The following is a 24,307-nucleotide window of genomic DNA, read 5'->3' on the forward strand; positions in this document are numbered from 1 at the left end:
CGATAATTACTATCATTATCATGTCAGGGATGTAAGCCATGTCGTCTTCCATGACCACGGCGCGCGCCTTTGCCGTGCCGGGTCTTTTGATCGTTTTAACCATCGCCGTTGCGCTCAGCCTGTTGATTGGCGCGAAACCCCTGCCGTTTAGCGTCGTCGTCGATGCTTTTACCGGTACCTGCCAAAGCGCCGATTGCACCATCGTCCTTGATGCCCGACTGCCGCGAACCCTCGCCGGACTGCTGGCGGGCGCCGCGCTGGGCCTCGCCGGGGCGCTGATGCAAACCCTGACCCGCAACCCGCTGGCCGACCCGGGGATCCTCGGCGTCAACTCCGGCGCCAGCTTTGCTATCGTGCTCGGCGCGGCGCTGTTTGGTATCTCTTCGCCACAGGAACAACTGCTGATGGCCTTTTGCGGCGCGTTCGGCGCATCGTTATTGGTGGCCTTTACCGGCAGCCAGGGCGGCGGTCAGCTTAGCCCGGTGCGCCTGACCCTCGCGGGTGTGGCTCTGGCGGCGGTGCTCGAAGGCCTTTCCAGCGGTATCGCCCTGCTTAACCCCGACGTCTACGATCAACTGCGCTTCTGGCAAGCGGGTTCACTGGACGTGCGCACGCTGCAAACCCTGAAAATCGTCCTGATCCCGGTGTTGATTGCCGGTCTCGTTTCGCTGCTGCTCAGCCGGGCGCTCAATAGCCTCAGTCTCGGCAACGATACGGCGACCGCGCTCGGCAGCCGGGTCGCGCGTACTCAACTGATTGGGCTGCTGGCGATTACCGTCCTGTGCGGTAGCGCCACGGCAGTCGTCGGGCCAATTGCCTTTATCGGCCTGATGATGCCGCATATGGCCCGCTGGCTGGTGGGAGCCGATCATCGCTGGTCGCTGCCGGTCACCCTGCTGGCCACTCCTGCCCTGCTCTTGTTTGCCGATGTGCTTGGCCGCCTGCTGGTTCCCGGCGAGCTTCGTGTATCGGTGGTCAGCGCCTTTATCGGCGCGCCGGTTCTGATCTGGCTGGTGCGCCGCCAGCCGCGCGGAGGTGGAATGTGATTGCCCCTTCTCGCCGCCTGATTTTTAGCTGCCTGCTGCTGGTGATCGCCAGCGTGCTGGTCTCCCTGTGGGGGCTTGGCACCGGCCTGGTACCGTTAAGCGTTGAGCAAGTTATCTCCGCGCTGATTGGCGATGCGCCGCGCAACGTCACCATGGTGGTGACCGAATGGCGTCTGCCGCGCGTGCTGATGGCGCTGCTGATCGGTGCCGCGCTCGGCGTCAGCGGGGCGATTTTCCAGTCGCTGACCCGCAACCCGCTGGGCAGCCCGGACGTCATGGGCTTTAACACCGGTGCCTGGAGCGGCGTGCTGGTGGCGATGGTTATGTTCGGCCAGAACCTGGCAGCCATCGCCATGGCGGCAATGGCTGGCGGCATCCTCACCGCGCTGGTGGTCTGGCTGCTGGCCTGGCGCAACGGCATTGAGACCTTTCGCCTGATTATTATCGGCATCGGCATCCGCGCCATGCTGGTGGCGTTTAACACCTGGCTGCTGCTGCGCGCCTCGCTGGAAACCGCGCTCTCAGCCGGGTTATGGTATGCCGGTTCCCTTAACGGCCTGACCTGGGGCAAAACCTGGCCCTCCGCGCCGCTGATTCTGCTGATGCTGGTTTTTGCCGCGCTGCTGGCGCGACGCATGCGGCTGCTGGAGATGGGCGACGATACCGCCTGCGCGTTGGGCGTGCGGGTTGAGCGTTCGCGCCTGCTGATGATGCTGGTCGGGGTGGTACTTACCGCCGCCGCCACCGCGCTTGCCGGGCCAATTTCATTTATCGCCCTGGTGGCACCGCATATCGCGCGCCGCCTTAGCGGTACCGCTCGCTGGGGCCTGACTCAATCCGCACTGTGCGGCGCGCTGGTGCTGGCACTCTCTGACTACTGCGCGCAGCGCCTGTTTATGCCTTATCAGTTACCGGTGGGCGTGGTGACCGTCAGCCTCGGCGGTATCTACCTCATTGCGTTGTTAATTCAGGAGTCCCGCAAAAAATGACCGCTGTAACTTCCCGTTTGCGCGGCGACCAGTTGACCCTGGCGTACGGCAAAAAGACCATCGCCGAATCGCTGAACGTGACCATTCCCGATGGACATTTTACCGCCATTATTGGCCCTAACGGCTGCGGTAAATCGACGCTACTGCGCACCCTTAGTCGTCTGATGACGCCGACCAGCGGTCATGTCTGGCTCGATGGTGAGCAGATCCAGCATTACGCCAGTAAAGAGGTGGCAAAACGCATTGGCCTGCTGGCGCAAAACGCCACCACGCCGGGCGATATCACCGTTCAGGAGCTGGTGGCTCGTGGGCGCTATCCGCACCAACCGATGTTTACTCGTTGGCGCAAAGAGGATGAAGAGGCGGTCAGCAAGGCGATGAAAGCCACCGGGATCACCGACCTGGCGCTGCAAAGCGTCGATACGCTCTCAGGCGGCCAGCGTCAGCGGGCGTGGATTGCCATGGTGCTGGCTCAGGAGACGGCAATAATGCTGCTCGACGAGCCGACCACCTGGCTCGACATCAGCCATCAGATCGATCTGCTGGAACTGCTAAGCGAGCTAAATCGGGAGAAGGGATATACGCTGGCGGCGGTGCTGCATGACCTGAACCAGGCCTGCCGCTATGCCACCCATTTGATTGCCCTGCGCGATGGCAAAATCGTCGCGGAAGGCGCGCCGAAAGAGATTGTTAACGCGGAGCTGATCGAGAAGATTTACGGCCTGCGCTGTACGATCATTGAAGATCCGGTGGCGCATACGCCGCTGGTGGTGCCGTTAGGACGTCGGTAGTTCCTTTCCCCTCACCCCGCCCCTCTCCCACAGGGAGAGGGAGAAAACCAGCGCTCATTTTTGACATTGGTCCCCAACCACAATTCGCAGGTGGAAAGCCACCGCCCGCGCCCTGCCGATCTGTCCCCTCTCCCACAGGGAGAGGGAGAAAACCCGCGCTCATTTTTGACATTGGCCCCCAACGACAATTCGAAGGTAGAAAGCCACCGCCCGCGCCCTGCCGATCGGTCCCCTCTCCCTGTGGGAGAGGGTTAGGGTGAGGGCTACCCGGCGTTCAATTACCCCAAAATCTCCCTGACTACCGGGCCGATCGCCTCAAAGGCCTGTGGAGAGATAATATCCACATGGGCGCAATCCTGGCTAAAGACCTCCAGCTCACCAACCCATGGCCCCCAGACCACCTGCGGCTCCATCCCCGCCTGACGGGTTCTCTCCGCCACGAATAGCGTCGCTTTACCGTCAAACTTCGCGCTGTGGGCGGTAGTCAGCAAGCGTACTGCATCGGCATAGTTGCCTTCGATAACGCTGAATAGCTCGCCGGAAGCCTGCCCCTGCTGAGCGGCAAGAAACGCCTCACGTTCCCGTTCGATCTCCGCCAGCACCTCAGGATCCAGACCGTTAGCCTCTTTCTCCGCCCAGTTCTGCGTTTCCGGCGGCCAGGTGTCCAGCAGCCCGAGGAACGCCACCGCTTCGCCGCGCTGACGTAAACGGGCGGCAATGCCCTGCGCCAGCGTGCCGCCGAGCGAATAACCGAACAGGTAATAAGGGCCGTGCGGTTGCTGCTTAAGCAAGGTTTGCAGATGATGCTCGCAGACCGCATCCAGATCCGCCGCCGTCGCCATTGGTCCCTGCGGTCGCGGCGACTGAATGCCGGTGATAGACCAGCGCGGACTTAAATAACGCGCCAGCACGCTGAACTGCCAGGCAAAACCAGAAGCAGGATGGAAGCAGAACAGCGTCGGGCCATCGCTCGCTCGCAGCGGCAGTATCGTGTCGAAGCCCAGGCGCTGCACCTGCTCATCGCTGAGATCCGAAGCCAGCAGCGCGCTCAGCTTGCCAACGGTCGAGGCGACCATCACCTGCCCCGGCGTCACCTGACGTTCCAGCTCGCGGCTCAGCAGCGCCGCCAGGCGCATTGCCAGCAGCGAATGACCACCTAAAGCGAAGAAATCAGCTTCAATATCGTTTACTTCGCAACCCAGCAGCTGACTGAACGCCGTTGCCACGGTGCTTTCAATCCCCGGCTTCGGCGGACGACCGCTGCGCTCGCGGCTTAGCGTCGGCAGCGGCAGCGCTTTGCGATCCAGCTTGCCGTTGGCGCTCAGCGGCAGCTCCGGTAATTGAATCAGCACAACCGGCATCATATGCGGTGGCAGCTGTTCCCCCAGCCGCGCTTTGAGCGCTGCGGTATCCAGCGGCAGACCAGATTCAGAAACCAGATAGCCCACCAGCTGACGAGCATCACCGCCAGTGGCTGCCGCCTGGTTGAAGACGCAGGCATGAGTCACCGCCTGCGCGACGTCCGGCAACTCCGACATCACGCGATCGATTTCGCCCAGCTCAATACGCTGACCGCGAATTTTCAGCTGATCGTCGCTGCGCCCGAGATACTCCACCGCGCCGAAATCCTGCCAACGGGCAACGTCGCCAGTGCGATACATGCGCTCGCCCGGTGCGTAAGGGTCGGCAATAAAGCGGCTGGCGGTTAAATCAGGACGCCCCAGGTAGCCCTGCGCCAGCTGAATGCCGGTCAGGTAGAGATCTCCCGCCACGCCCGGCGGTACCGGGCGTATCGACGCATCCAGAATACGCAAACCGGTATTCCATACCGGCCAGCCAATCGGCACGCTGGTGCCGGTGACCGCCGCCAGTTCAGGCCCGCAGGCCGGATACCAACTGACGTCCACTGCCGCTTCCGTCGGGCCGTACAGATTATGCAATGGCGCGCCGGTCAGCGATTCCCACTCCCGGCACAGCGCCGTCGGCAGCGCTTCACCGCTGCAGAATACCCGCCGCAGGGTTTGACAGGAGGCGACATTTTGCGCATCCAACGAAGCAACAAACGCCGCCAGCATCGACGGCACAAAGTGGGTCGTGGTCACGCCGTAGCGGGCGAAGAACTGCTGCATCGCCAGCGGGTCGCGATGGGCCTCAGGCTCGGCCATCACCAACTGCGCACCGGCAATAAACGGCCACCAGAACTCCCATACCGAGACATCAAAACTGCACGGCGTTTTCTGCGCCACTACGTCGTCAGCACAGAGCGGATAGTGGTTCTGCATCCACAGCAAGCGGTTGACGATGGCGGTTTGCCCGACCATCACCCCTTTAGGACGTCCGGTAGAGCCGGAGGTAAAGATGATATAAGCGGTATGGTCAGGCTGAGATATGGCCAGCGGTGCAGCGTCACTCGCTTCCAGCGGCTGCTGGTAACAGAGACTTTCCAGGTTGGGGATATCGCTAAAGCGCGCCAACTGATCCTCAGAAGTAATCAGTAGCGATGGACGCGCATCTTCCAGCATCATTCGCAGACGATCGTCAGGATAACCGGTATCCAGAGGCAACCATGCGGCCCCGGCTTCGACAATGCCGTGCAGCGCCAGGGTCAGGAACACCGAACGCGGCAGCGCCACCGCCACGCTATCGCCCGGTTTAACCCCGCGTGCGCGCAGCAATTCCGCCAGCGCCACCACCTGCTGGCGCATCTCTTTGTAGCTAAACTGCCAGTTGGCATCCACCAGCGCCGGGGCATCCGGGGTTTTCGCTGCCTGCTCCGCCACCAGCGCGCTCAGCGTGGTGGAAGGCAGAGCAATGCCGGTATTGTTAACCTGCTCCAGTTGCGTTATTTCCGCCGCCGATAGCATATTCGCGTCGCCGCAGCGCAGGCCCGGATGGTCAGCAAACTGCGTCAGCAGCGCGGAGAGCCGGGCGATATGCCCGCGCAGCGTCTGTTCATCGTAACGCTGTTTATTGGCCAGAATCTCCAGCGACAGACCGCCCGCTTCGTCCGGGAACAGCGCCAGCTCAAGGTCATTGACCGGGCCGGTCGCCAGAGTGTGGGTTATCGCCTGCACGCCGTCGATATCCAGCTGATAATCGAAAACTTTTATATTGAGCACCGGGCCAAATAGCGGCTCATCACCCGCCGCCTTGCCGCTGTCGCGGACGATCTGCTCGGCGTCATAGCGCTGGTGGCGGCGCATTTTTTTCAGCTGCCCGGCAAGGCGCGTTGCCAGCTCGGGCAGCGTTTCCTGCGCGTCAATATTGACCGCCAGCGGCAGGACGTTCAGTACCGGTCCAGTTGCGGTTAGCGCCGCCGACCCCATGCGGCGCATAAAGATAAAGCCCGCCGCGTAATCCATTCGGCTGCACAGTCGCCCCAACCACAGGGTGGTCAGCGCTAGCGCCAGATCCGCACGCTGACACTGCGGAGCACTCGCTGCCAGACGGCTAAAGACGCCAGCATCGACCTCCAGCTTCATGCGCCAGATATCGGTGCCGCTCGCCCTTCCCGCCAGCGGCGCGGCAGACAGCGAAGCCGGAGACGGTAGCGCTTTACGCTGCGCCTGCCAGAACTGTTTGTCACGCTGCCAGGCGTCGCTACCGTAGTAGCGTTGATACTCTTCCACGACTTCCGCAAAGGGAGTAAACGGCGAATCAGGCGTTTCTTCACCCCGCTGCCAGGCGCGATAAATTGCAGCGATCTGGCGAGTAATCGCCGGGAAACTGAAGCCATCGACCAGCAAATGGTGATAACGCTGATACCAGTACCAGCGATTATCTCCTACCCGTAACAGCTGATGGCAGACCAGCGGATTGCCGCCGTCTACGCGCAGATTCTGCCCGAGGTCGGCCTGCATCAGCGCCAGCGCGGCGGCGTGCGGGTCGCTCGCGGCGCGCAGATCCTGATAATCCGGTTCGGCAAACACATGAGTTTCATCGACCCACTGCCAGGCTTCGCCGTTATCTTCACAAAAACGCATGCGGAGGGTATCGGCCTGCGACAGTCCGGTAACAATCGCCCGTCCGAGCAGAACCGGGTCGATCTCACCGCGCAGTTCTACATAGTGGGCGACGCTCCAGGCACCGGGCAGCGTCGAGAGGCGCTCTGCCATCCAGATCCCCGGCTGTGCCGCAACCAGCGGTAAACGAGTGGTCATCATCAGCTCCTTAGGACGCGTGGTGCGCGGGGGTGAGGGTTGACCAGTTCGCCGCCAGCCAGGCGTTGCACGCTTCTAGCGACTGCGGCTGGCACTCCACCGCCCAGCCTTCCGGCAGCGAGCAGTGGTGTGGCCACAGGCTGAACTGCTGTAAATCATTGCGCAGAATGTAAAACTGCCCTTGCGGATTGTCGAAGGGGTTACTGAATTGCATTTCAAATTCCTCGTAAAGCGCACTTTGCTACTCTTCGCGGCATAAAGGCTGCCACAGCTGGATTAACCCCGCCGTCAGCCCGCCGCGCCAGCAAAGCGCATCATGCCCGCCGTCAACCTGACGCCAGAAAATCGTCTGCTGTTCCAGATGCGCGAGAAGCGCCTGGTTCGCGCGAAAAATAATCGGCTCGCGAATACCGGCTTCCAGCCAGATTCGCAGCCCTTGCGGGTGTAACTCGCCGCGGCTTAGGCGGTCAATCAGCAGTCCCGTCTGCACCCCACCGCGATGCGGCCACCAGTAGGAACCTGACTGGCTAAGCACGCAGCCAAAGCGCTGCGGCCAGTAGAGCGCAGCGAACATTGAAGCCAGGCCACCAAAGCTCTGGCCTGCCACCACGGTTCGGTCAGCGCGATCGCTGAAAGGGGCCATATGACGAACTAACGGCAGCAGCTCTTCCTGAACCGCCAGCCAGAACGCTTCATTGCAGGGAAGCTCTTCGCCGCGATGCTGGTTATCAATCACGTCAATCAGCAGATAAACCGCCTGCGGGAGCCGCTTTTCGCGGGTTAACCCCGCCAGCGGTGACCATATCGGCATGCTTTCGGCCCAGAACTGGCCATCAAGCAGAATCGCCAGAGGGCGCTCTTGCGGATTCGCATCACCGGTAGCGTAAACCCAGATCCGTCGCGTATTGCCCAGGCGCTGGCTCTGCCACTCAATGCAGACCGGCGGCTGATAAGGTTCATCGCGCAGCGCCCAGCCCGGTTGTTCCGGGGCTTCAGGCAGCTCCAGCGCAGACACCGCATGACCGCGGCCGCCCTTCCAGCTTTGCGGATTGAGCGGGTCGGAGATCGCGCGCGGCAGCAGTTTGCGCCAGCCTTCACGCAGCAGCGTACGGTCCGGGCTATCGCCGTTAAAAAGCTCAGGGGAAAAATCGTTATCGCGCTCGGAGGGAACAAAACAGTAGCTCCCGCGCCAGGTGGGTGAGAGCGTGGTTTGCCAGAACCAGGCATCGGTACCGGGAACGCGTTGCAGCGTCTGCGGCAGCGAATTTTTATGATGATCGGTGACGCCGGTGATGTAAATCCATACCCGCTGGATCGTCGAGGAGGCCTCGCTGCCCGCCGGGTCTCGCCACCAGAACGTCACCCGATACGCGTCGTCAACGGCCTCAATCTGCGGACCGGAGATACTTCGCCACCAGTCGTCACTTCCTGTCTTTTGCATTCCTTTTTTAACCTTATGTTTATCGTGACATTTATCAACAAACGTATCAATAAACGTAATATTTATTGATAATATTATTGATAACTATTTTCATTTGCAATAGCGTATTAGCGCGCTGTGGGAAGCGCGTCTTTCAAAATTAAACATGTCAGAGATGGCTTATTTAGAGCCAGGACAGCAGGCGTCATTGTTGCCGGCAGTTTGAACACGGACAGCGCGGAGAACCCGGAGCGTACATAGAGTACGCGAGGAGTACGAGCACTGCCCAGGTCCAAACTGGCAAATAAAATAGCCTGCTGCCGGGTTCTTAGTCAGCGACGGAGTGCCTGTGCCCTCTACTGGCAACATTGATACCGCCTCCCCTCCCGACGGGAAAGGGCTTTTGGGGAAGGTGGCGACGAAAAGCAGGATTTACAATGAATAACAGGATCAAATCCCTGGCCTTGCTGGTCAATCTGGGAATCTATGGGGCTGCTTTTCCGCTGAGCGCGGCGGAAACCTCCTCTGATAGCAAAGCCGCAACCGCTGACGAAACCATGGTCGTTACCGCCGCCGAACAGAACCTTCAGGCTCCGGGCGTCTCAACCATCACCGCCGATGAAATCCGTAAACGTCCGCCTGCGCGCGATGTATCTGAAATTATCCGCACCATGCCGGGCGTTAACCTGACCGGCAACTCCACCAGCGGCCAGCGCGGCAACAACCGCCAGATTGATATTCGCGGTATGGGCCCGGAAAACACTTTGATCCTGATTGACGGCAAACCCGTCACCAGCCGCAACTCCGTGCGCCAGGGCTGGCGCGGTGAGCGCGATACCCGCGGCGATACCGGCTGGGTTCCGCCAGAAATGATCGAACGCATTGAAGTCCTGCGCGGCCCGGCTGCCGCACGCTACGGTAACGGCGCGGCAGGCGGTGTCGTGAATATCATCACCAAAAAAGGCGGCGATGAGTGGCACGGTTCATGGGACACATATTTCAATGTACCAGAACATAAAGATGAAGGTTCCACCAAACGAACCAATTTTAGTCTTAATGGGCCGATGGGTGGGGATTTCAGCTTCCGGTTGTACGGCAACCTAGATAAAACCCAAGCCGACGCATGGGATATCAACCAAGGGCATCAATCTGCACGAGCAGGAACTTATTCCACTACACTCCCTGCTGGGCGAGAAGGTGTGATTAATAAAGATATCAATGGTTCCGTCCGTTGGGATTTCGCTCCAATGCAGTCTCTAGAGTTTGAGGCTGGCTATAGTCGCCAGGGCAATCTGTACGCGGGAGATACCCAGAACACTAACTCTGACGCGTATACTCGCTCCAAATACGGCGATGAAACAAATCGTATGTATCGCCAAAACTATTCTTTGACATGGAATGGTGGCTGGAATAACGGAGTTACAACCAGTAACTGGGTACAATATGAACACACGCGTAACACGCGAATTCCTGAAGGACTCGCCGGGGGGACAGAAGGCAAGTTCAATGAAAAAGCCAGCGAATCTTTTGTTGATACCGATCTTGATGACGTTATGCTGCACAGTGAAATCAGCATACCTTTCGACCTTTTGGTGAACCAAAATCTGACGCTTGGAACTGAATGGAACCAACAGCGGATGAAAGACTTGAGCTCCAATAGTCAGCCGCTAACCGGTAACAATACTGGCGGTACGATTCCCGGCGTAGATTCAACAAATCGCAGCCCATACTCAAAAGCAGAAATTTTTTCTCTGTTTGCAGAGAACAATATGGAAGTAACCGAGAGCACCATGCTAACTCCGGCGCTGCGCTTCGATCACCATAGCATCGTTGGTAATAACTGGAGCCCGTCACTAAATCTGTCTCAAGGTCTGGGCGATGACTTTACTCTGAAAATGGGTATCGCTCGCGCTTATAAAGCACCAAGTCTATACCAGACCAACCCAAACTATATTTTATACAGTAAGGGCCAAGGCTGTTATGCCAGTGCCGGTGGCTGCTATCTACAAGGTAATGATGATCTGAAGGCCGAAACCAGCATCAATAAAGAAATCGGTCTTGAGTTTAAACGTGATGGTTGGCTGGCTGGCATTACTTGGTTCCGTAACGATTACCGGAATAAAATTGAAGCGGGCTATGCTCCCATTGACAAAAATGACAGTGGAACCGATCTGTATCAATGGGAGAATGTGCCAAAAGCCGTTGTTGAAGGCCTTGAGGGGACATTAAACGTACCGGTAAGTGAAACGGTGAACTGGACCAATAACATCACCTATATGCTGAAAAGCGAGAACAAAACAACCGGCGATCGCTTATCGATTGTTCCAGAGTATACGTTGAATTCGACCCTTAGCTGGCAGGCTCGTGATGACCTTTCAGTACAATCCACCTTTACTTGGTACGGTAAACAACAACCCAAAAAATACAACTACAAAGGACAACCCGCAGTTGGTCCAGAAACTGCTGAAGTTAGCCCTTATAGCATCGTTGGCCTAAGCGCGACGTGGGATCTAACCAAAAATGTCAGCCTGACCGGCGGCGTGGATAATGTCTTTGATAAGCGTCAGTGGCGCGCAGGTAACGCACAAACAACTGGCGATCTTGCAGGTGCAAACTACATAGCTGGCGCAGGTGCGTATACCTACAACGAACCGGGCCGTACCTGGTATATGAGCGTCAATACCCACTTCTGATTGCTCAGCTTGATCTCCTCCGCCCTCTTCTCATAGAGGGCGGACGGGAGAATCTGCTAACATTCCACGATGCAAATCCAACACTCAATCATTCAGCTTGCCGATCATTCACTTCAGCGGGTGGATTTCGACCCGGCGACCTTTCAGCCTGAAGATCTGTTCTGGCTCCCGCATCACGTCCTGCTATCCGACTGTGCCCGCAAGCGGCAGAGCGAACATCTTGCCGGGCGTATTGCGGCGGTTTATGCGCTACAGGAAGTGGGAGAGAAAAGCGTTCCTGCCATTGGCGACCAGCGCCAGCCCCTATGGCCCACCCCGTGGTACGGCAGCATCAGCCACAGCAAACAGACCGCGCTGGCGGTAGTTTCTGCCCAGCCGGTCGGCATTGATATCGAAAGGATCATGACGCCTTCGCTGGCGGCAGATCTGGAAAGCAGTATCGTCAACGCAGCGGAAAAAAGAGTTCTGGATGACAGTGGTTTACCGCCTGAGCTGGCGCTGACGCTGGCGTTTTCGGCGAAAGAGAGCGCGTTTAAGGCCTGCCATGTGGACGTACAAGCCGGAAGAGGTTTTACCGATTTTGAGTTGGTGTATATAAAGGAAGGAATTTTGCTTCTTCGGTTATCCGCTAAAGAGTTTAGGCTGCAATGGATCAAGGCCGGAGAATTTGTTATTACGCTTTGCACGTCGTAAAAGGTGCCGTTTTAGACACCGTGCTCGTATTTCTGCCGGGCGGCGGCTGACGCCTTGCCCGGCCTACAAACACCACGACATCAGCATGTTGCGCTTTCTTTGTAGGCCCGGTAAGGCGCTAGCCGCCACCGGGCAATTCCAGAGACATACACTTTTCTACAAGCTGAAATCAACGCATCTTCTGCGTCAGTTCAGCAATAGAGGCCGCATCAAAACCGTGATGTTTACGCAGCCAGCCGCGATCTGCCGCAGCCGCATACTCACCATCCGGGATCCCCAGGCGCTTGAGCTTAATACCGACGCCCGCTTCCGCCAGCACTTCCGCCACCAGGCTACCCAGTCCGCCGTTGACGTTATGCTCTTCCACCGTAATCACCGCTTTGCATGGCTTCAGCGCTGCCAGCAGCGCGGCGGTATCGCAAGGGCGGATTGAAGGCACGCTCACCACTTTAGCCTGAACCCCTGCATCGGCCAGAATCTGCGCCGCATCAACGATTTCATGCACCGTAGAGCCAGTTGCTACCAGCGCGATATCTTCGCCTTCGCGCAGCGTCACTACCGCACCGGGCACAAACTGATAATTTTCGTCGTGCAGCTCCGGCAACGCCTTGCCATCGAGGCGAATATAAACCGGCCCCTGATAGCGAATGGCGTAATCAATAATCTGCCGACATTCACGCGGTGAAGAAGGGGCAAAAATCTGGATATTACCGAAGCCGCGCATCACCGCCAGATCGTCAATCGCGTGGTGGGTACTCGCCAGCGGGCCGTAGCTGGCCCCGGCATTGAGGCCAAATAGCTTAACGTTGGTGTTGTTGTAGCAAACATCGACTTTAATTTGCTCGTTAGCGCGGGAAATCAGGAACGGCGCGGCGTTACAGGTCACCGCAACTTTTCCGCCCAGCGCCAGGCCAGCTGCTGTGCCGACCATACTCTGCTCGGCGATGCCCACGTTAACCAGGCGGCCAGGGAATTGTTTAATAAACGGGGCGATTTTTGCCGTCGAGGTTGAGTCAGCTACCACCGGTACCAGATCAACACCGCTTTCAACTGCATCAATAAACGCTTCAACCATCACGCTCGCCAGGTGTTCTGCATTACTCATCTTTCAATTCCTCCAGTGCCAGTGCAATTTCTTCGCCTTTCGGTACCCGGTGGTGCCATTCCGGACGCCCCTGGATAAAGGAAATACCGGCACCTTTTGTGGTGTTGGCGATAATAACGTTCGGTTTACCTTCCTGCTTCAGCCCTTCCAGTGTCGCCACCACCGACGCCATGTCGTTGCCCTGGCACTCGGTTACCGTCATGCCGAAGGCTTTCCATTTATCGGCCAGCGGATCGGTATTCATAATTTCACGGGTCGGCCCAGCCAGCTGGAGGTTGTTCTTGTCATTAATGATGACGAGGTTATCAAGCCCATAGTGCGCCGCGGCCAGAGCCGCTTCCCAGTTGCTGCCTTCAGCCAGTTCGCCATCGCCGGTAATTAAAAAGATGCGGCGGGAGCTGTTGCTTTTCTTCGCAGCCAGCGCCAGCCCCACCGCAACAGGCAAACCGTGGCCCAGCGCGCCGGTGTTGAGTTCGATGCCCGGCGTTTTTTGACGTACAGGGTGGCCAGGAAGATGAGAGTTGGCATGCTGATAGGTATCCAGCCAGTCAACGGGGAAGAAACCCGCTTCGGCCAATACGCAGTAGTAGCAACCCACCGCGTGGCCTTTCGACTGGATGTAGATATCACGCTGATCGTCAGCAATACGGTCCGGCGCAACGTTCATAATGCGGAAGTAGAGCGCGGTAATCAGTTCAACCTGAGACAGGTCGGCTCCGGTGTGCCCACCCGCAGGGCTGTTGGCATTCAATCTGACGATATGGCGACGAACGGCGCGGGCTTTACGCTCAAGTGCCTGGACATCATAGCTATAGGGATTCATTTAATACCTCTGAATTTATTTTCAACTTGGAATATTTATTCCGTCAGGGACTAAAAAAACCAGACATCCCCAGGCAACGCATCGCAAGGCTTACGCCGCTGCATCATACTCAGGAACATTCTGCCTCCTTACCACCAGGCCTGACAGCGCCTGGGTACTTTTCAGTTGACCTGAAATCATCATGAATATATATTCAATAATGATTCTTTATTCAATTATGCAGCCACTGTTCTGTTTTTGTCCATAGCTGTTTTTGAGGATTGGCGAAAGTTAGATATCCATCACACTTAACTGTCTTTTCTTTTCGCGTATGATGATGAGCTCTAAGATAATGGCTGCACGTAAATGATTTTCGGGGAAATATATGGCTAAGCAGGATGAACAACGGCTATTAGTTAAGATTGCCACTCTTTACTATCTTGAAGGACGAAAGCAGTCCGATATCGCTCAACTTCTCTCGCTTTCTCAGTCATTTATCTCCCGAGCGATTACCCGTTGCCAAAAGGAAGGCGTGGTCAAAATTAGCGTTGTTCAGCCATCCAATATTTTCCTCAATCTTGAAAAAGGTCTCGAGGATCGCTACGGAATTAAACAAGCCATCGTGGTGGATACCGAAGAGGACGCGAACGATCACACCATCAAGCGCGCCATTGGTTCCGCCGCCGCCCACTATCTGGAAACGCGATTACGCCCAAAAGACCTGATTGGCGTCTCCTCCTGGAGTTCGACCATTCGTGCGATGGTCGATGAAGTTCACGCGCAAAATCTGAAGGCCAACGGCGTGATTCAACTGCTGGGTGGCGTAGGGCCAAACGGCAATGTCCAGGCAACGATCCTCACCCAGACCCTGGCGCATCATCTTAACTGTGATGCCTGGCTGCTTCCTTCCCAAAGCATTGAAGGCTCAACGGAGGAGAAAAATCGTCTCGTTGCCAGCAAAGATGTCGCCGATGTCATTGCCCGCTTTGACGAAGTCGATATTGCCATCGTCGGCATTGGCATCCTCGAGCCTTCGCAACTGCTTAAAACGTCGGGGAACTACTATCACGAAGATATGCTTCAGGTGCTGGCTGCACGCGGCGCGGTCGGAGACATTTGCCTGCACTACTACGACAAAAACGGCAAAGCGGTGTTACGCGATGATGAAGATCCTGTTATCGGCATGGCGCTGGAAAAAGTGAAGAAGTGCCCCAACGTGGTGGCCCTTGCCGGCGGCAGCGATAAGGTTGCGGCTATCAAAGGTGCGCTATCAGGCGGTTATATCGATGTGTTAATTACTGACTACCCCACCGCACGCCTGCTTATCGCGGGTTAACTTCCTCATTCCAACACTTTCCCACAGCCTTTACGCTTTCCAGGAAGCGTAAAGGTAATGCAAATAAATATTTATATTTCAATACGATAAATGCGTTAACCTGCTCTCTTTTTCACTCATTGTCAGATGCTCCACCGAACGGATAAGTGTGATTGCCAGCACAATTGATAACTTTTCCTGTAGCCCGATGGGAAGTTTCTGGCTAAGGTATCAAATAAATAATCACTATCGAATATATATTCAGTGATTAAAAAAGTGAAAACGAATTGTCACATCATGGCCTGCTAAGAAGCAATGCGATAAAGAGGAATGCCGACTCTTCCCCCTCCGCGCCAGGACGAAGTGTGACTCAGGAGACTACCTAATGCAGGCAACACGTAAAGAGTTCATCATTGCACTGGACGAAGGCACCACTAACGCCAAAGCCGTCGTGCTCGATAGCCGCGGTGACGTGGTAGTGAAATTCTCGCAGCCGCTGGCGATTCAAACACCGCGCGATGGTTGGGTCGAGCAATCGGGAGAAGTTCTGGTCGAAGCCTCGCTCGACGTAATCGCTAAAGCGGTTGAACACGTCGGTGCAGAGAACGTCGCCGCATTGGCCATCAGCAACCAGCGCGAGACCGCCATAGGCTGGTATCGCCAGAGCGGTAAACCCATTAACGCCGCCATCACCTGGCAGTGTACCCGCAGCGCCGCGTTTTGCGATGAACTACGCCGCGACAACAAAGAGCAGCAAATCAAAACCATCACTGGCCTGCCGATTGCGCCTTTGTTCTCGGCCTCAAAAATGCGCTGGCTGCTGGAATCCATTCCTGAGGGCCGCATGTTGGCTGAACGCGGAGAAATCTGCCTCGGCACCATCGACAGCTGGCTGCTGTGGAATTTAACCCAGGGCGAAGCGTTCCATTGCGATCACTCCAATGCTGCACGCACCCAATTGCTGAATCTGCAAACCGGGCAGTGGGATGATGAGATGCTGGCGCTGTTCCAAATCCCTCGCGCCGCGCTGCCGGAAATTAAACCTTCCAGCGGATTATTTGGCTATACCCGCGGGCTGAACAATATCCCTGACGGTATCCCAGTGATGGCGATGGTGGGTGATTCCCACGCCGCGCTGTTTGGTCACGCGCTTGGCGAACTGGGCTGCGTTAAAGCCACCTACGGCACGGGGTCATCAGTGATGGCGCCGGTAAAATCCGCACAGTGCGATATCGACGCACTGGCCACCACCATCGCCTGGCACGACGGCGACAGCATCACCTACGGACTAGAAGGTAATATTCCGCATACCGGCGATGCCGTGGCGTGGATGGCCGACAGCACCGGCTTAAGCGAGCTTTCTGATGCCGAGTTGGCTCACGAACTCAATACCCTCCCCGCCTCCGTGGACTCTACGCTGGGCGTCTATTTTGTGCCAGCCCTTACCGGACTTGGCGCACCATGGTGGGATGACAGCGCCCGCGGCGTGATTTGCGGTCTGAGCCGTGGCGTTAAACGCGCGCACCTGATTCGCGCCGCGCTGGAGTCCATTACCTATCAAATCGCCGATGTTGTTGTCGCCATGCGTCAGCAGGATGACTTCCACCTGGCGGCATTAATGGTCGACGGCGGCCCAACGAAAAATGATTGGTTAATGCAGTATCAGGCCGACCTGCTGGGATGCCCGGTGATGCGCAGCGATGTTGCCGAACTCTCGGCGATTGGCGCAGCCCTTCTGGCCCGCAAAGCCCTGACCCCAGGCTCGGTGACCGACCTGAAAGCCTTCTTAACCGAACACAGCGAATTTATCCCCGATATGGCCCGCCACCAGCGCCTGCAGAAAAGATGGCAGGAGTGGCGCCATGCGGTGAACAGAACATTATGGAAACCGGCAACGTCCGCCTGACGCCCACCAGGGAATCTCGTGTGTGACGAACCTTAATCATCAACAGAAGGAGACCCCCGGCCCATAAACTTGATTTTCAGGCCTTACGTTGTTTCACCGTACCCGACAATAACAACCAAGAGAGAAAATTGTCATGAAATTACGTTTAACGCTTTTAACAGCCGCTACCCTGACCGCTTTTTCTTTTGCCGCCCAGGCAGCGGAAAAAGGCACCATCATGATCATGGTAAACTCGCTGGATAATCCGTATTACGCTTCTGAAGCCAAAGGCGCCAGTGAGAAAGCAAAAGAGCTGGGATACCAGACCACCATTCTTTCGCATGGCGAAGATGTAAAAAAACAGAATGAACTGATCGATACCGCCATCGGTAAAAAAGTTCAGGGCATTATTCTGGATAATGCTGACTCTACCGCCAGCGTCGCGGCGATTGAAAAAGCGAAAAAAGCCGGTATTCCAGTGGTATTAATCAACCGCGAAATCCCTGTCGATGACGTCGCCCTTGAGCAGATTACCCATAATAACTTCCAGGCCGGTTCTGAAGTCGCCAACGTATTTGTTGAGAAGATGGCAGAGAAAGGAAAATATGCCGAACTGACCTGTAACCTTGCGGATAATAACTGCGTTACCCGCTCTAAATCTTTCCACCAGGTTATCGACCAATACCCGGATATGGTCAGCGTGGCGAAGCAAGATGCCAAAGGGACGTTGATCGATGGCAAACGCATTATGGACAGTATTCTGCAAGCGCACCCTGACGTGAAGGGCGTAATTTGCGGCAACGGTCCTGTCGCTCTTGGCGCAATTGCCGCGCTGAAAGCCGCCAATCGAACCGATGTCGTGGTTGTTGGTATCGATGGTAGCAACGACGAACGCGATGCGGTGAAAGCCGGAACCCTGCAGGCGACGGTGATGCTCCAGGCCCAGGCTATCGCCGCTCAGGGCGTGACCGATCTGGATAACTACCTGCAAAAAGGTGAAAAACCAGCGAAGCAGCGCGTGATGTTCCGCGGGATTCTGATCACTCAAGACAATGCAGACAAAGTTCAGGACTTCAATATCAAGTCCTGAGTTCGGGTTGTTGCGCCCCTACGGGGGCGCATAGGAGAGTATTATGTTTAAAAAAACCTGGCTGGCGCTGGCCGTTCTTACGCTTGGAGGCTGCCGTATTGTCTCTCAGCAAGAATTGGCCGATCTTAAATCCCCGCCCAATCCGCACATGACGAGTATTGATAAAACATGGCAGGACCAGATCGTTCCGCAGGTCGTTGCCAGGGCTCGTCCCGTTGCCGAGTTGATGACCGCCCTGCGCGCGGCGAAAGATTTCGACAGCGCCTGCAAAACGTTAGGCTATCGCGCTCAGGATGAGAATCCATGCGTTTTTTACGTCAAAGTTGAAGGTAATATCAGCAAAATTGATTCTGCTTCCCGTAGCGGAAAAATGACCATTCAGGATCTCAGCGGCAGCAACGTGGTGGTGCAAATTGGCCCAACGCTGCGCGGGACGTTATTACGCGACGGCTATCAAGGTGCCAGCTATCAGGACTTTAACGACCAGGTACTGTTTGGCGAATATGGTCGGGCGATTAACGAACATGCGGTCAATATGATTCAAGCGGCACAGGTGAAAACCGGCGAAACGACACAGGTATATGGCGTGTTTTCAGCCTGGGATATTCCGCAGACCATTCCTGATATTACGCCAGCGAAAATTGTTCGTGCGGGAGGACAATAACATGCAACGGCAAGAACTCGTCAATTCCCAACCAGTCGAATCTGAAGTTATTATCGAAACCCGCGGATTATCTCGCGTTTATCCAGGCGTTATTGCCTTAGATAACGTGGACTATCGGGTCTATCGAAATAAAGTAAACGTTCTGATCGGTGAAAATGGTGCGGGTAAATCCACCATGATGAAAATGCTTGCTGGCGTTGAAACTCCCTCCTCCGGTCAAATTATTCTTGATGGTACTCCGGTTACCCTTAGCTCGACTCACCAGGCCGAAAAGCAGGGAATCAGCATCATTTTTCAGGAATTAAATTTATTCCCGAATATGAACGTCATGGATAATATTTTCATGGCTAACGAGTTCTTCCAGAAAGGGAAGATCAACGAAAAATATCAATATGAGTTAGCCAAAAAATTACTGGAAAGGCTGGAGCTCAATGTCGATCCCTATACCCAACTTGGTGAATTAGGCATCGGTCACCAGCAGTTGGTTGAAATTGCACGCGCGCTTTCAAAGGACACGCGCGTATTAATCATGGACGAACCTACTTCTGCACTCAGTCAGTCGGAAGTCAAAATCCTGTTTAACGTCATTGAGCAGCTTAAACGTCGCGGCGTCACCATTATTTATATTTCCCATCGACTGGAAGAGCTGATGGAAATTGGTGACCACATCACTATTTTCCGCGACGGACGCTTTATCAGCGAGCGCGAGGTCAGTGATGCCAGTATCCCGTGGATCATCGAACAGATGGTCGGCGATAAGAAAAAACATTTCGACTATCAGCCCGCACCGAAGGGCGAGGCGGTACTTGCCGTTGAAGGTCTGACGGCGTTACACCACAGCGGCGGTTATAAGCTCAACGATGTGACCTTCACATTAAGTAAAGGGGAAGTGATTGGTATATACGGCCTGCTGGGCGCCGGGCGCACGGAGCTGTTTAAAGGCCTGGTCGGGCTGATGCCTTGCCAGAACGGCAGCGTCCATCTTAACGGTGAAAATATTGGCAAAACTCAGTTTCAGGCGCGGCTTAAAAAAGGGCTGGCGTTAGTTCCTGAGGACCGGCAGGGCGAAGGCGTGGTGCAGATGATGTCGATTCAATCGAATATGACCTTATCTGATTTCAGCCTGAAAGGTTTTCGCCAGGCATGGAAGTGGCTGAACCCGCAAAAAGAGATTGTCAGCGTCAAAGAGATGATTCGCGAACTGGCTATTAAGGTCAGCGATCCTGAACTGCCAATCACCTCTTTAAGCGGCGGCAACCAACAAAAAGTGGTGCTGGGCAAAGCGTTAATGACACAACCACAGGTTGTTTTTCTCGATGAGCCAACGCGCGGCATCGATGTGGGTGCCAAAACTGACGTTTATCACCTGATTGGCAAAATGGCCCACCAGGGTCTGGCAGTGATGTTCTCTTCATCGGAACTGGATGAAGTCATGGCGCTGGCGGATCGCATCCTGGTGATGGCCGATGGCCGTATTACCGCCGATTTACCGCGTCATGCGGTTACCCGCGAAAAATTAATCGCGGCTTCAACACCTCAAGATTAATCAGGCTGGAATCCATCATGAACCAGAAATATATGATTTATATGTACCTGCTGAAGGCCAGAACGTTTATCGCTCTGCTGCTGGTTATCGCGTTCTTCAGCGTGATGGTACCGAATTTCCTGACCACATCTAACCTGCTGATAATGACTCAGCACGTGGCCATCACCGGCCTGCTGGCCATCGGCATGACGCTGGTTATCCTGACCGGAGGGATCGACCTTTCCGTCGGTGCCGTCGCCGGGATCTGCGGAATGGTTGCGGGGGCATTATTGACCAACGGTCTGCCCTTATGGAACGGCAGCGTCATCTTCTTCAATGTGCCTGAAGTGATTCTGTGCGTGGCCATTTTCGGCATCCTCGTCGGCTTTATTAACGGCGCGGTGATCACCCGCTTCGGCGTCGCGCCTTTCATCTGTACGCTGGGCATGATGTATGTCGCCAGGGGTTCCGCCCTGCTGTTCAACAACGGCAGCACCTATCCTAACCTCAACGGGATAGAAGCGCTGGGCAACACCGGTTTCTCCACCCTGGGGTCCGGGACGTTAATGGGGATTTATCTGCCCATCTGGCTGATGATCGGCTTCCTGCTGCTTGGCTTCTGGCTGACCACCAAAACCCCGCTGGGCCGCTATATCTACGCTATTGGCGGTAACGAATCCGCCGCTCGCCTGGCCGGCGTCCCAATCGTTAAAGCAAAAATCTTCGTCTACGCCTTCTCTGGCCTGTGCGCTGCGTTCGTTGGCCTGATTGTCGCTTCGCAGCTGCAAACCGCGCACCCAATGACCGGCAATATGTTCGAAATGGATGCTATCGGTGCCACCGTACTCGGCGGAACCGCGCTGGCGGGCGGCCGTGGTCGGGTGACTGGCTCAATCATTGGTGCTTTCGTTATCGTCTTCCTTGCCGACGGCATGGTGATGATGGGAGTCAGCGATTTCTGGCAAATGGTCATTAAGGGCGTGGTTATCGTCACCGCCGTCGTCGTCGACCAGTTCCAGCAGAAACTACAGAACAAGGTCATCCTGATGCGCCGCCATGAAGAGAAACTGGCGACGGCAGGAGCCACCAGCTAATAACGTCTTCATTACCCCGCCGGACGCACTTGCGTCCGGCCTATACAAGGGAAGAAAAAATGCAAAGAAATTTCAAAAACAAAACGGTTGTTATCACTGGTGCATGCCGTGGAATTGGTGCCGGTATTGCTGAGCGCTTTGCTCGGGACGGCGCGAATCTGGTGATGGTCTCTAACGCCGATCGCGTTCACGAAACGGCGGAAACCTTACGCCAACGCTATCAGGCCGATATCCTGTCGTTACAGGTCGATGTAACCGATGAAGCGCAGGTGCAATCGCTGTATGAGCAGGCGGCAGCGCGCTTCGGCACGATTGATGTCTCTATCCAGAACGCTGGCGTGATCACCATCGATTACTACGATCGTATGCCGAAAGCCGACTTTGAAAAAGTGCTGGCCGTTAACACCACCGGCGTCTGGCTGTGCTGTCGCGAAGCCGCCAAGTACATGGTGAAACAAAACCACGGCAGCCTGATTAATACCTCTTCCGGCCAGGGCCGTCAGGGCTTTATCTACACTCCGCATTACGCGGCCAGCAAAATGGGCGTTATCGGCATCACCCAGAGCCTGGCCCACGAGCTGGCACAGTGGAATATCACCGTCAACGCCTTCTGTCCGGGCATTATTGAAAGCGAGATGTGGGATTACAACGACCGCGTATGGGGCGAAGTCCTCAGCACCGAGCAGAAACGCTACGGCAAGGGTGAGCTGATGGCGGAGTGGGTCGAAGGCATTCCGATGAAGCGCGCGGGCAAACCAGAAGATGTTGCCGGACTGGTGGCATTCCTGGCGTCTGACGATGCACGTTATCTCACCGGTCAGACCATCAATATCGATGGCGGCCTGATTATGTCGTAATGACACAAATCATGTCCCGGAGGCGGTGCTGCGCACCTGTCCGGGCTACCCGACGGCACAAGCCCCGTAGCCCGGACAGGCGCAACGCGCCGCCTCCGGGAACGCCAACACCGGGCATGCTAAAGAATATTTTTAAGAGAGTAATAACTATGATCGCAAAAGATTTTGCCCAACAGTTGTTTAATCTGCAGGACCGCGTAGCCTTCGTGACCGGCGCGGGCAGCGGCATCGGTCAGATGATTGCTTACGGCCTCGCCAGCGCAGGCGCTCGGGTGGTCTGCTTTGATCTCCGCGAAGACGGCGGACTTGCCGAAACTGTTAAAAATATTGAAGCGATTGGTGGGCAGGCCTGCTTCTACACTGGAGATGTACGCCAACTCAGCGATCTACGCGCGGGCGTTGCGCTAGCCAAAAGCCGCTTCGGTCGCCTTGACGTCGCCGTTAACGCTGCCGGTATCGCCAACGCCAACCCGGCGCTGGAAATGGAAACCGAGCAGTGGCAGCGGGTTATCGATATTAACCTCACCGGCGTGTGGAACTCTTGTAAAGCGGAAGCTGAAGTGATGCAGGAATTCGGCGGCGGCTCGATTATTAATATCGCCTCCATGTCCGGCATTATTGTTAACCGTGGCCTTGAGCAGGCGCATTATAATTGCTCCAAAGCCGGTGTTATTCACTTATCGAAAAGCCTCGCCATGGAATGGGTCGACAAAGGGATCCGCGTTAACTCTATCAGCCCGGGCTATACCGCTACGCCAATGAACACTCGCCCAGAGATGGTCCATCAAACTCGCGAATTTGAAAGCCAAACGCCAATTCAGCGCATGGCGAAAGTTGAAGAGATGGCCGGGCCAGCGCTGTTCCTCGCAAGCGATGCCGCATCGTTTTGTACCGGTGTTGACCTGGTGGTCGATGGTGGTTTTGTCTGCTGGTAAAACCAACTTTGCGTACAAAAATGCGGGGCACCCTTCCCCGCATTCTCCCGCCTTAATAACGACCTCAGCAAACAGGCAACAGTTATGTATAGCCACTACCACGGCCTTATTTTTGATATGGACGGAACGCTTTTTGACACCGAACCTTTGCACCGCCAGGCCTGGTTAAGCGTATTCGCCGCTGAAGATATCGTGATTACTGAAGAAGAACTCATCCCGTTTAATGGCTCAGCCTCCTGGCAGGTCGCCAGTCAGGTTGTCGCCTTAAAAGGATTAACTACCGATCCGTTCTTACTGGCCGATCGCAAAAAGCAGGCCATTGAAAAATTGCTACAGACAGCGGAAATCCAGGCTTTACCCGCGATGGACATTTTACTGGCGTGGCAGGGTATTAAGCCCCTCGCACTGGGCACCGGCAGCGAGCGCAGTACCGTGGACATTCTGCTTAACCGCTTTAATTTAACCCAGCATTTTGCCGCTATCGTCTCCGCAGACCGGGTTAAAAACCACAAACCGGCCGCCGACACGTTTTTATTGTGCGCCAGCGAAATCCAAGTACAGCCAGAGTACTGCCTCGTTTTTGAAGATTCCCGTTTTGGGATTGAAGCGGCGAAAAATGCGGGTATGGACGTGGTCGACGTTAATACTCTGAGCTAAAAATTATGCAGGGTGGCGGTACTATTGCTTTTAACCGGTCGATTTTCTCTCGCCGTCCATCCTGCTCCCCATCAGCAGAAAAAAGGTGCCTTAAGGTTCCTTACCCAGTCTGCGGATAGGCGGGGATTGCTCCCCGCATACCGGCTACTTCTTCGTTTCGTAAGCGAGAACGGCCTTAAACTCCATACTACGTTCTTTGATACTCAGCTCGCACAGCGAGTCGCGTACCATTAACGTGAATCCCAGCGCTGTCAGACATAACACTATGACAGCCACCAGAGCGTACTTTGTCAGCATCTCGTTGCCTCCATGCGAAGAAGAGGCTACTATCCAACGTGCTAGGGTTGGATCGTGAGCCTCAGGTTGATGGGAACATCTCCTGGGGCTTCGTCTTTCTGAATCCTCACCTAATAAGCCTGAACTCAGAAAGCCTCAGGCACCCGCAGTCATCATACCCTTCCCTGCTCACATCACTGTATACTTAACCAGCTAAAGTCATTTTTCAGAAAACGTTTAGGCTGGCTGGATTTCAGGGAAGATCTCGTCTTTACGAGAGAAGTGGAAAACTCAAAAAAAGCGATTTACG

General features: G+C 55.7%; 20 protein-coding genes. 14 read left to right on the plus strand and 6 right to left on the minus strand.

Annotation, left to right across the window (positions count from 1 at the left end; genetic code table 11):
• Positions 1 to 38: 38 nt before the first annotated feature.
• Genes fepD through fepC form a run of 3 tightly spaced genes read left to right on the plus strand, consistent with a single transcriptional unit; the run spans position 39 to position 2,826 of the window.
• Positions 39 to 1,046, plus strand: a complete 1,008-nt coding sequence (gene fepD, locus ACMYSL_RS20985) for a Fe(3+)-siderophore ABC transporter permease (RefSeq protein WP_182237054.1) — start codon at positions 39 to 41, stop codon at positions 1,044 to 1,046.
• Positions 1,043 to 2,035, plus strand: coding sequence for an iron-enterobactin ABC transporter permease (fepG, locus tag ACMYSL_RS20990; protein WP_181483115.1), 993 nt, complete (start codon positions 1,043 to 1,045; stop codon positions 2,033 to 2,035). The genes fepD and fepG overlap by 4 nt, the downstream gene beginning before the upstream one ends.
• Positions 2,032 to 2,826 (plus strand): iron-enterobactin ABC transporter ATP-binding protein, encoded by a 795-nt coding sequence (gene fepC / locus ACMYSL_RS20995; protein WP_434659837.1) that lies wholly within the window; start codon positions 2,032 to 2,034, stop codon positions 2,824 to 2,826. Before fepG ends, fepC begins: the two co-directional genes overlap by 4 nt.
• A gap of 278 nt (positions 2,827 to 3,104) precedes the next feature.
• Here the strand turns inward: fepC and entF are convergent, their stop codons facing one another.
• The 3 genes from entF to fes are packed head-to-tail and all read right to left on the minus strand — an operon-like array spanning position 3,105 to position 8,427.
• The gene (gene entF, locus ACMYSL_RS21000) at positions 3,105 to 6,986 is read right to left on the minus strand and encodes an enterobactin non-ribosomal peptide synthetase EntF (protein WP_434664188.1); all 3,882 of its coding nucleotides are present in this window, start codon (positions 6,984 to 6,986) and stop codon (positions 3,105 to 3,107) included.
• Between the two features lie 10 nt (positions 6,987 to 6,996).
• Entirely contained in the window at positions 6,997 to 7,200 is a 204-nt protein-coding gene (locus ACMYSL_RS21005; RefSeq protein ID WP_434659838.1) for an MbtH family protein, read from the minus strand.
• 27 nt (positions 7,201 to 7,227) lie between these two features.
• The gene (gene fes, locus ACMYSL_RS21010) at positions 7,228 to 8,427 is read right to left on the minus strand and encodes an enterochelin esterase (RefSeq protein ID WP_434659839.1); all 1,200 of its coding nucleotides are present in this window, start codon (positions 8,425 to 8,427) and stop codon (positions 7,228 to 7,230) included.
• Positions 8,428 to 8,843: 416 nt separating this feature from the next.
• On the opposite strand from fes, the gene ACMYSL_RS21015 reads away from it, so the two are divergent.
• Both ACMYSL_RS21015 and entD read left to right on the plus strand, forming a co-directional pair.
• Positions 8,844 to 11,099 carry a TonB-dependent siderophore receptor gene (locus ACMYSL_RS21015; protein ID WP_434659840.1) on the plus strand — a complete coding sequence of 752 codons (2,256 nt, stop codon included), beginning with the start codon at positions 8,844 to 8,846 and terminating at the stop codon, positions 11,097 to 11,099.
• Between the two features lie 69 nt (positions 11,100 to 11,168).
• Entirely contained in the window at positions 11,169 to 11,792 is a 624-nt protein-coding gene (entD, locus tag ACMYSL_RS21020; protein ID WP_434659841.1) for an enterobactin synthase subunit EntD, read from the plus strand.
• 169 nt (positions 11,793 to 11,961) lie between these two features.
• On the opposite strand, the gene ACMYSL_RS21025 is transcribed toward entD, so the two are convergent.
• Positions 11,962 to 12,897 carry a transketolase family protein gene (locus tag ACMYSL_RS21025; RefSeq protein WP_434659842.1) on the minus strand — a complete coding sequence of 312 codons (936 nt, stop codon included), beginning with the start codon at positions 12,895 to 12,897 and terminating at the stop codon, positions 11,962 to 11,964.
• A complete protein-coding gene (locus ACMYSL_RS21030) occupies positions 12,890 to 13,720 on the minus strand; it encodes a transketolase (RefSeq protein ID WP_110273255.1) in 831 nt (276 codons plus the stop codon). The genes ACMYSL_RS21025 and ACMYSL_RS21030 overlap by 8 nt, the downstream gene beginning before the upstream one ends.
• Positions 13,721 to 14,084: 364 nt before the next feature.
• Here ACMYSL_RS21030 and ACMYSL_RS21035 point away from each other — a divergent pair, with 364 nt between their 5' ends.
• The 9 genes from ACMYSL_RS21035 to yqaB all read left to right on the plus strand — a co-directional run bounded on the left by ACMYSL_RS21035 (position 14,085) and on the right by yqaB (position 23,721).
• Entirely contained in the window at positions 14,085 to 15,035 is a 951-nt protein-coding gene (locus tag ACMYSL_RS21035) for a sugar-binding transcriptional regulator (protein ID WP_182237070.1), read from the plus strand.
• Between the two features lie 364 nt (positions 15,036 to 15,399).
• A complete protein-coding gene (locus ACMYSL_RS21040; RefSeq protein ID WP_434659843.1) occupies positions 15,400 to 16,920 on the plus strand; it encodes an FGGY family carbohydrate kinase in 1,521 nt (506 codons plus the stop codon).
• A 133-nt stretch (positions 16,921 to 17,053) separates the two neighbouring features.
• Entirely contained in the window at positions 17,054 to 17,989 is a 936-nt protein-coding gene (locus ACMYSL_RS21045) for a D-ribose ABC transporter substrate-binding protein (RefSeq protein WP_110273252.1), read from the plus strand.
• 43 nt (positions 17,990 to 18,032) lie between these two features.
• A complete protein-coding gene (locus ACMYSL_RS21050; RefSeq protein WP_182237074.1) occupies positions 18,033 to 18,653 on the plus strand; it encodes a DUF2291 family protein in 621 nt (206 codons plus the stop codon).
• Position 18,654: 1 nt separating this feature from the next.
• Positions 18,655 to 20,199, plus strand: coding sequence for a sugar ABC transporter ATP-binding protein (locus ACMYSL_RS21055; RefSeq protein ID WP_110273250.1), 1,545 nt, complete (start codon positions 18,655 to 18,657; stop codon positions 20,197 to 20,199).
• A 17-nt stretch (positions 20,200 to 20,216) separates the two neighbouring features.
• Positions 20,217 to 21,272, plus strand: a complete 1,056-nt coding sequence (locus ACMYSL_RS21060; RefSeq protein ID WP_304256891.1) for an ABC transporter permease — start codon at positions 20,217 to 20,219, stop codon at positions 21,270 to 21,272.
• A gap of 59 nt (positions 21,273 to 21,331) precedes the next feature.
• Positions 21,332 to 22,129 (plus strand): SDR family oxidoreductase, encoded by a 798-nt coding sequence (locus tag ACMYSL_RS21065; RefSeq protein ID WP_110273248.1) that lies wholly within the window; start codon positions 21,332 to 21,334, stop codon positions 22,127 to 22,129.
• 149 nt (positions 22,130 to 22,278) lie between these two features.
• Positions 22,279 to 23,064: an SDR family oxidoreductase gene (locus ACMYSL_RS21070; RefSeq protein ID WP_304256888.1), complete on the plus strand. Its 786-nt coding sequence runs from the start codon at positions 22,279 to 22,281 to the stop codon at positions 23,062 to 23,064.
• Between the two features lie 84 nt (positions 23,065 to 23,148).
• A complete protein-coding gene (gene yqaB, locus ACMYSL_RS21075; RefSeq protein WP_434659844.1) occupies positions 23,149 to 23,721 on the plus strand; it encodes a fructose-1-phosphate/6-phosphogluconate phosphatase in 573 nt (190 codons plus the stop codon).
• Positions 23,722 to 23,865: 144 nt separating this feature from the next.
• On the opposite strand, the gene ACMYSL_RS21080 is transcribed toward yqaB, so the two are convergent.
• Positions 23,866 to 24,018: a Hok/Gef family protein gene (locus tag ACMYSL_RS21080; RefSeq protein ID WP_142981114.1), complete on the minus strand. Its 153-nt coding sequence runs from the start codon at positions 24,016 to 24,018 to the stop codon at positions 23,866 to 23,868.
• Between the last annotated feature and the right edge of the window lie 289 nt (positions 24,019 to 24,307).

The sequence above is a fragment of the Klebsiella sp. MISC125 genome (genome assembly GCF_051131775.1).
In the GTDB taxonomy this organism is placed as follows: domain Bacteria; phylum Pseudomonadota; class Gammaproteobacteria; order Enterobacterales; family Enterobacteriaceae; genus Klebsiella.

Excerpts from the sequence above, each read along its gene's own strand:
- fepD (WP_182237054.1), top strand. The coding sequence starts at position 39 with ATGTCGTCTTCCATGACCACGGCGCGCGCCTTTGCCGTGCCGGGTCTT.
- fepC (WP_434659837.1), top strand. The coding sequence starts at position 2,032 with ATGACCGCTGTAACTTCCCGTTTGCGCGGCGACCAGTTGACCCTGGCG.
- entF (WP_434664188.1), bottom strand. The coding sequence starts at position 6,986 with ATGACCACTCGTTTACCGCTGGTTGCGGCACAGCCGGGGATCTGGATG.
- ACMYSL_RS21005 (WP_434659838.1), bottom strand. The coding sequence starts at position 7,200 with ATGCAATTCAGTAACCCCTTCGACAATCCGCAAGGGCAGTTTTACATT.
- fes (WP_434659839.1), bottom strand. The coding sequence starts at position 8,427 with ATGCAAAAGACAGGAAGTGACGACTGGTGGCGAAGTATCTCCGGTCCG.
- ACMYSL_RS21015 (WP_434659840.1), top strand. The coding sequence starts at position 8,844 with ATGAATAACAGGATCAAATCCCTGGCCTTGCTGGTCAATCTGGGAATC.
- entD (WP_434659841.1), top strand. The coding sequence starts at position 11,169 with ATGCAAATCCAACACTCAATCATTCAGCTTGCCGATCATTCACTTCAG.
- ACMYSL_RS21025 (WP_434659842.1), bottom strand. The coding sequence starts at position 12,897 with ATGAGTAATGCAGAACACCTGGCGAGCGTGATGGTTGAAGCGTTTATT.
- ACMYSL_RS21030 (WP_110273255.1), bottom strand. The coding sequence starts at position 13,720 with ATGAATCCCTATAGCTATGATGTCCAGGCACTTGAGCGTAAAGCCCGC.
- ACMYSL_RS21035 (WP_182237070.1), top strand. The coding sequence starts at position 14,085 with ATGGCTAAGCAGGATGAACAACGGCTATTAGTTAAGATTGCCACTCTT.
- ACMYSL_RS21040 (WP_434659843.1), top strand. The coding sequence starts at position 15,400 with ATGCAGGCAACACGTAAAGAGTTCATCATTGCACTGGACGAAGGCACC.
- ACMYSL_RS21045 (WP_110273252.1), top strand. The coding sequence starts at position 17,054 with ATGAAATTACGTTTAACGCTTTTAACAGCCGCTACCCTGACCGCTTTT.
- ACMYSL_RS21050 (WP_182237074.1), top strand. The coding sequence starts at position 18,033 with ATGTTTAAAAAAACCTGGCTGGCGCTGGCCGTTCTTACGCTTGGAGGC.
- ACMYSL_RS21055 (WP_110273250.1), top strand. The coding sequence starts at position 18,655 with ATGCAACGGCAAGAACTCGTCAATTCCCAACCAGTCGAATCTGAAGTT.
- ACMYSL_RS21060 (WP_304256891.1), top strand. The coding sequence starts at position 20,217 with ATGAACCAGAAATATATGATTTATATGTACCTGCTGAAGGCCAGAACG.
- ACMYSL_RS21065 (WP_110273248.1), top strand. The coding sequence starts at position 21,332 with ATGCAAAGAAATTTCAAAAACAAAACGGTTGTTATCACTGGTGCATGC.
- ACMYSL_RS21070 (WP_304256888.1), top strand. The coding sequence starts at position 22,279 with ATGATCGCAAAAGATTTTGCCCAACAGTTGTTTAATCTGCAGGACCGC.
- yqaB (WP_434659844.1), top strand. The coding sequence starts at position 23,149 with ATGTATAGCCACTACCACGGCCTTATTTTTGATATGGACGGAACGCTT.
- ACMYSL_RS21080 (WP_142981114.1), bottom strand. The coding sequence starts at position 24,018 with ATGCTGACAAAGTACGCTCTGGTGGCTGTCATAGTGTTATGTCTGACA.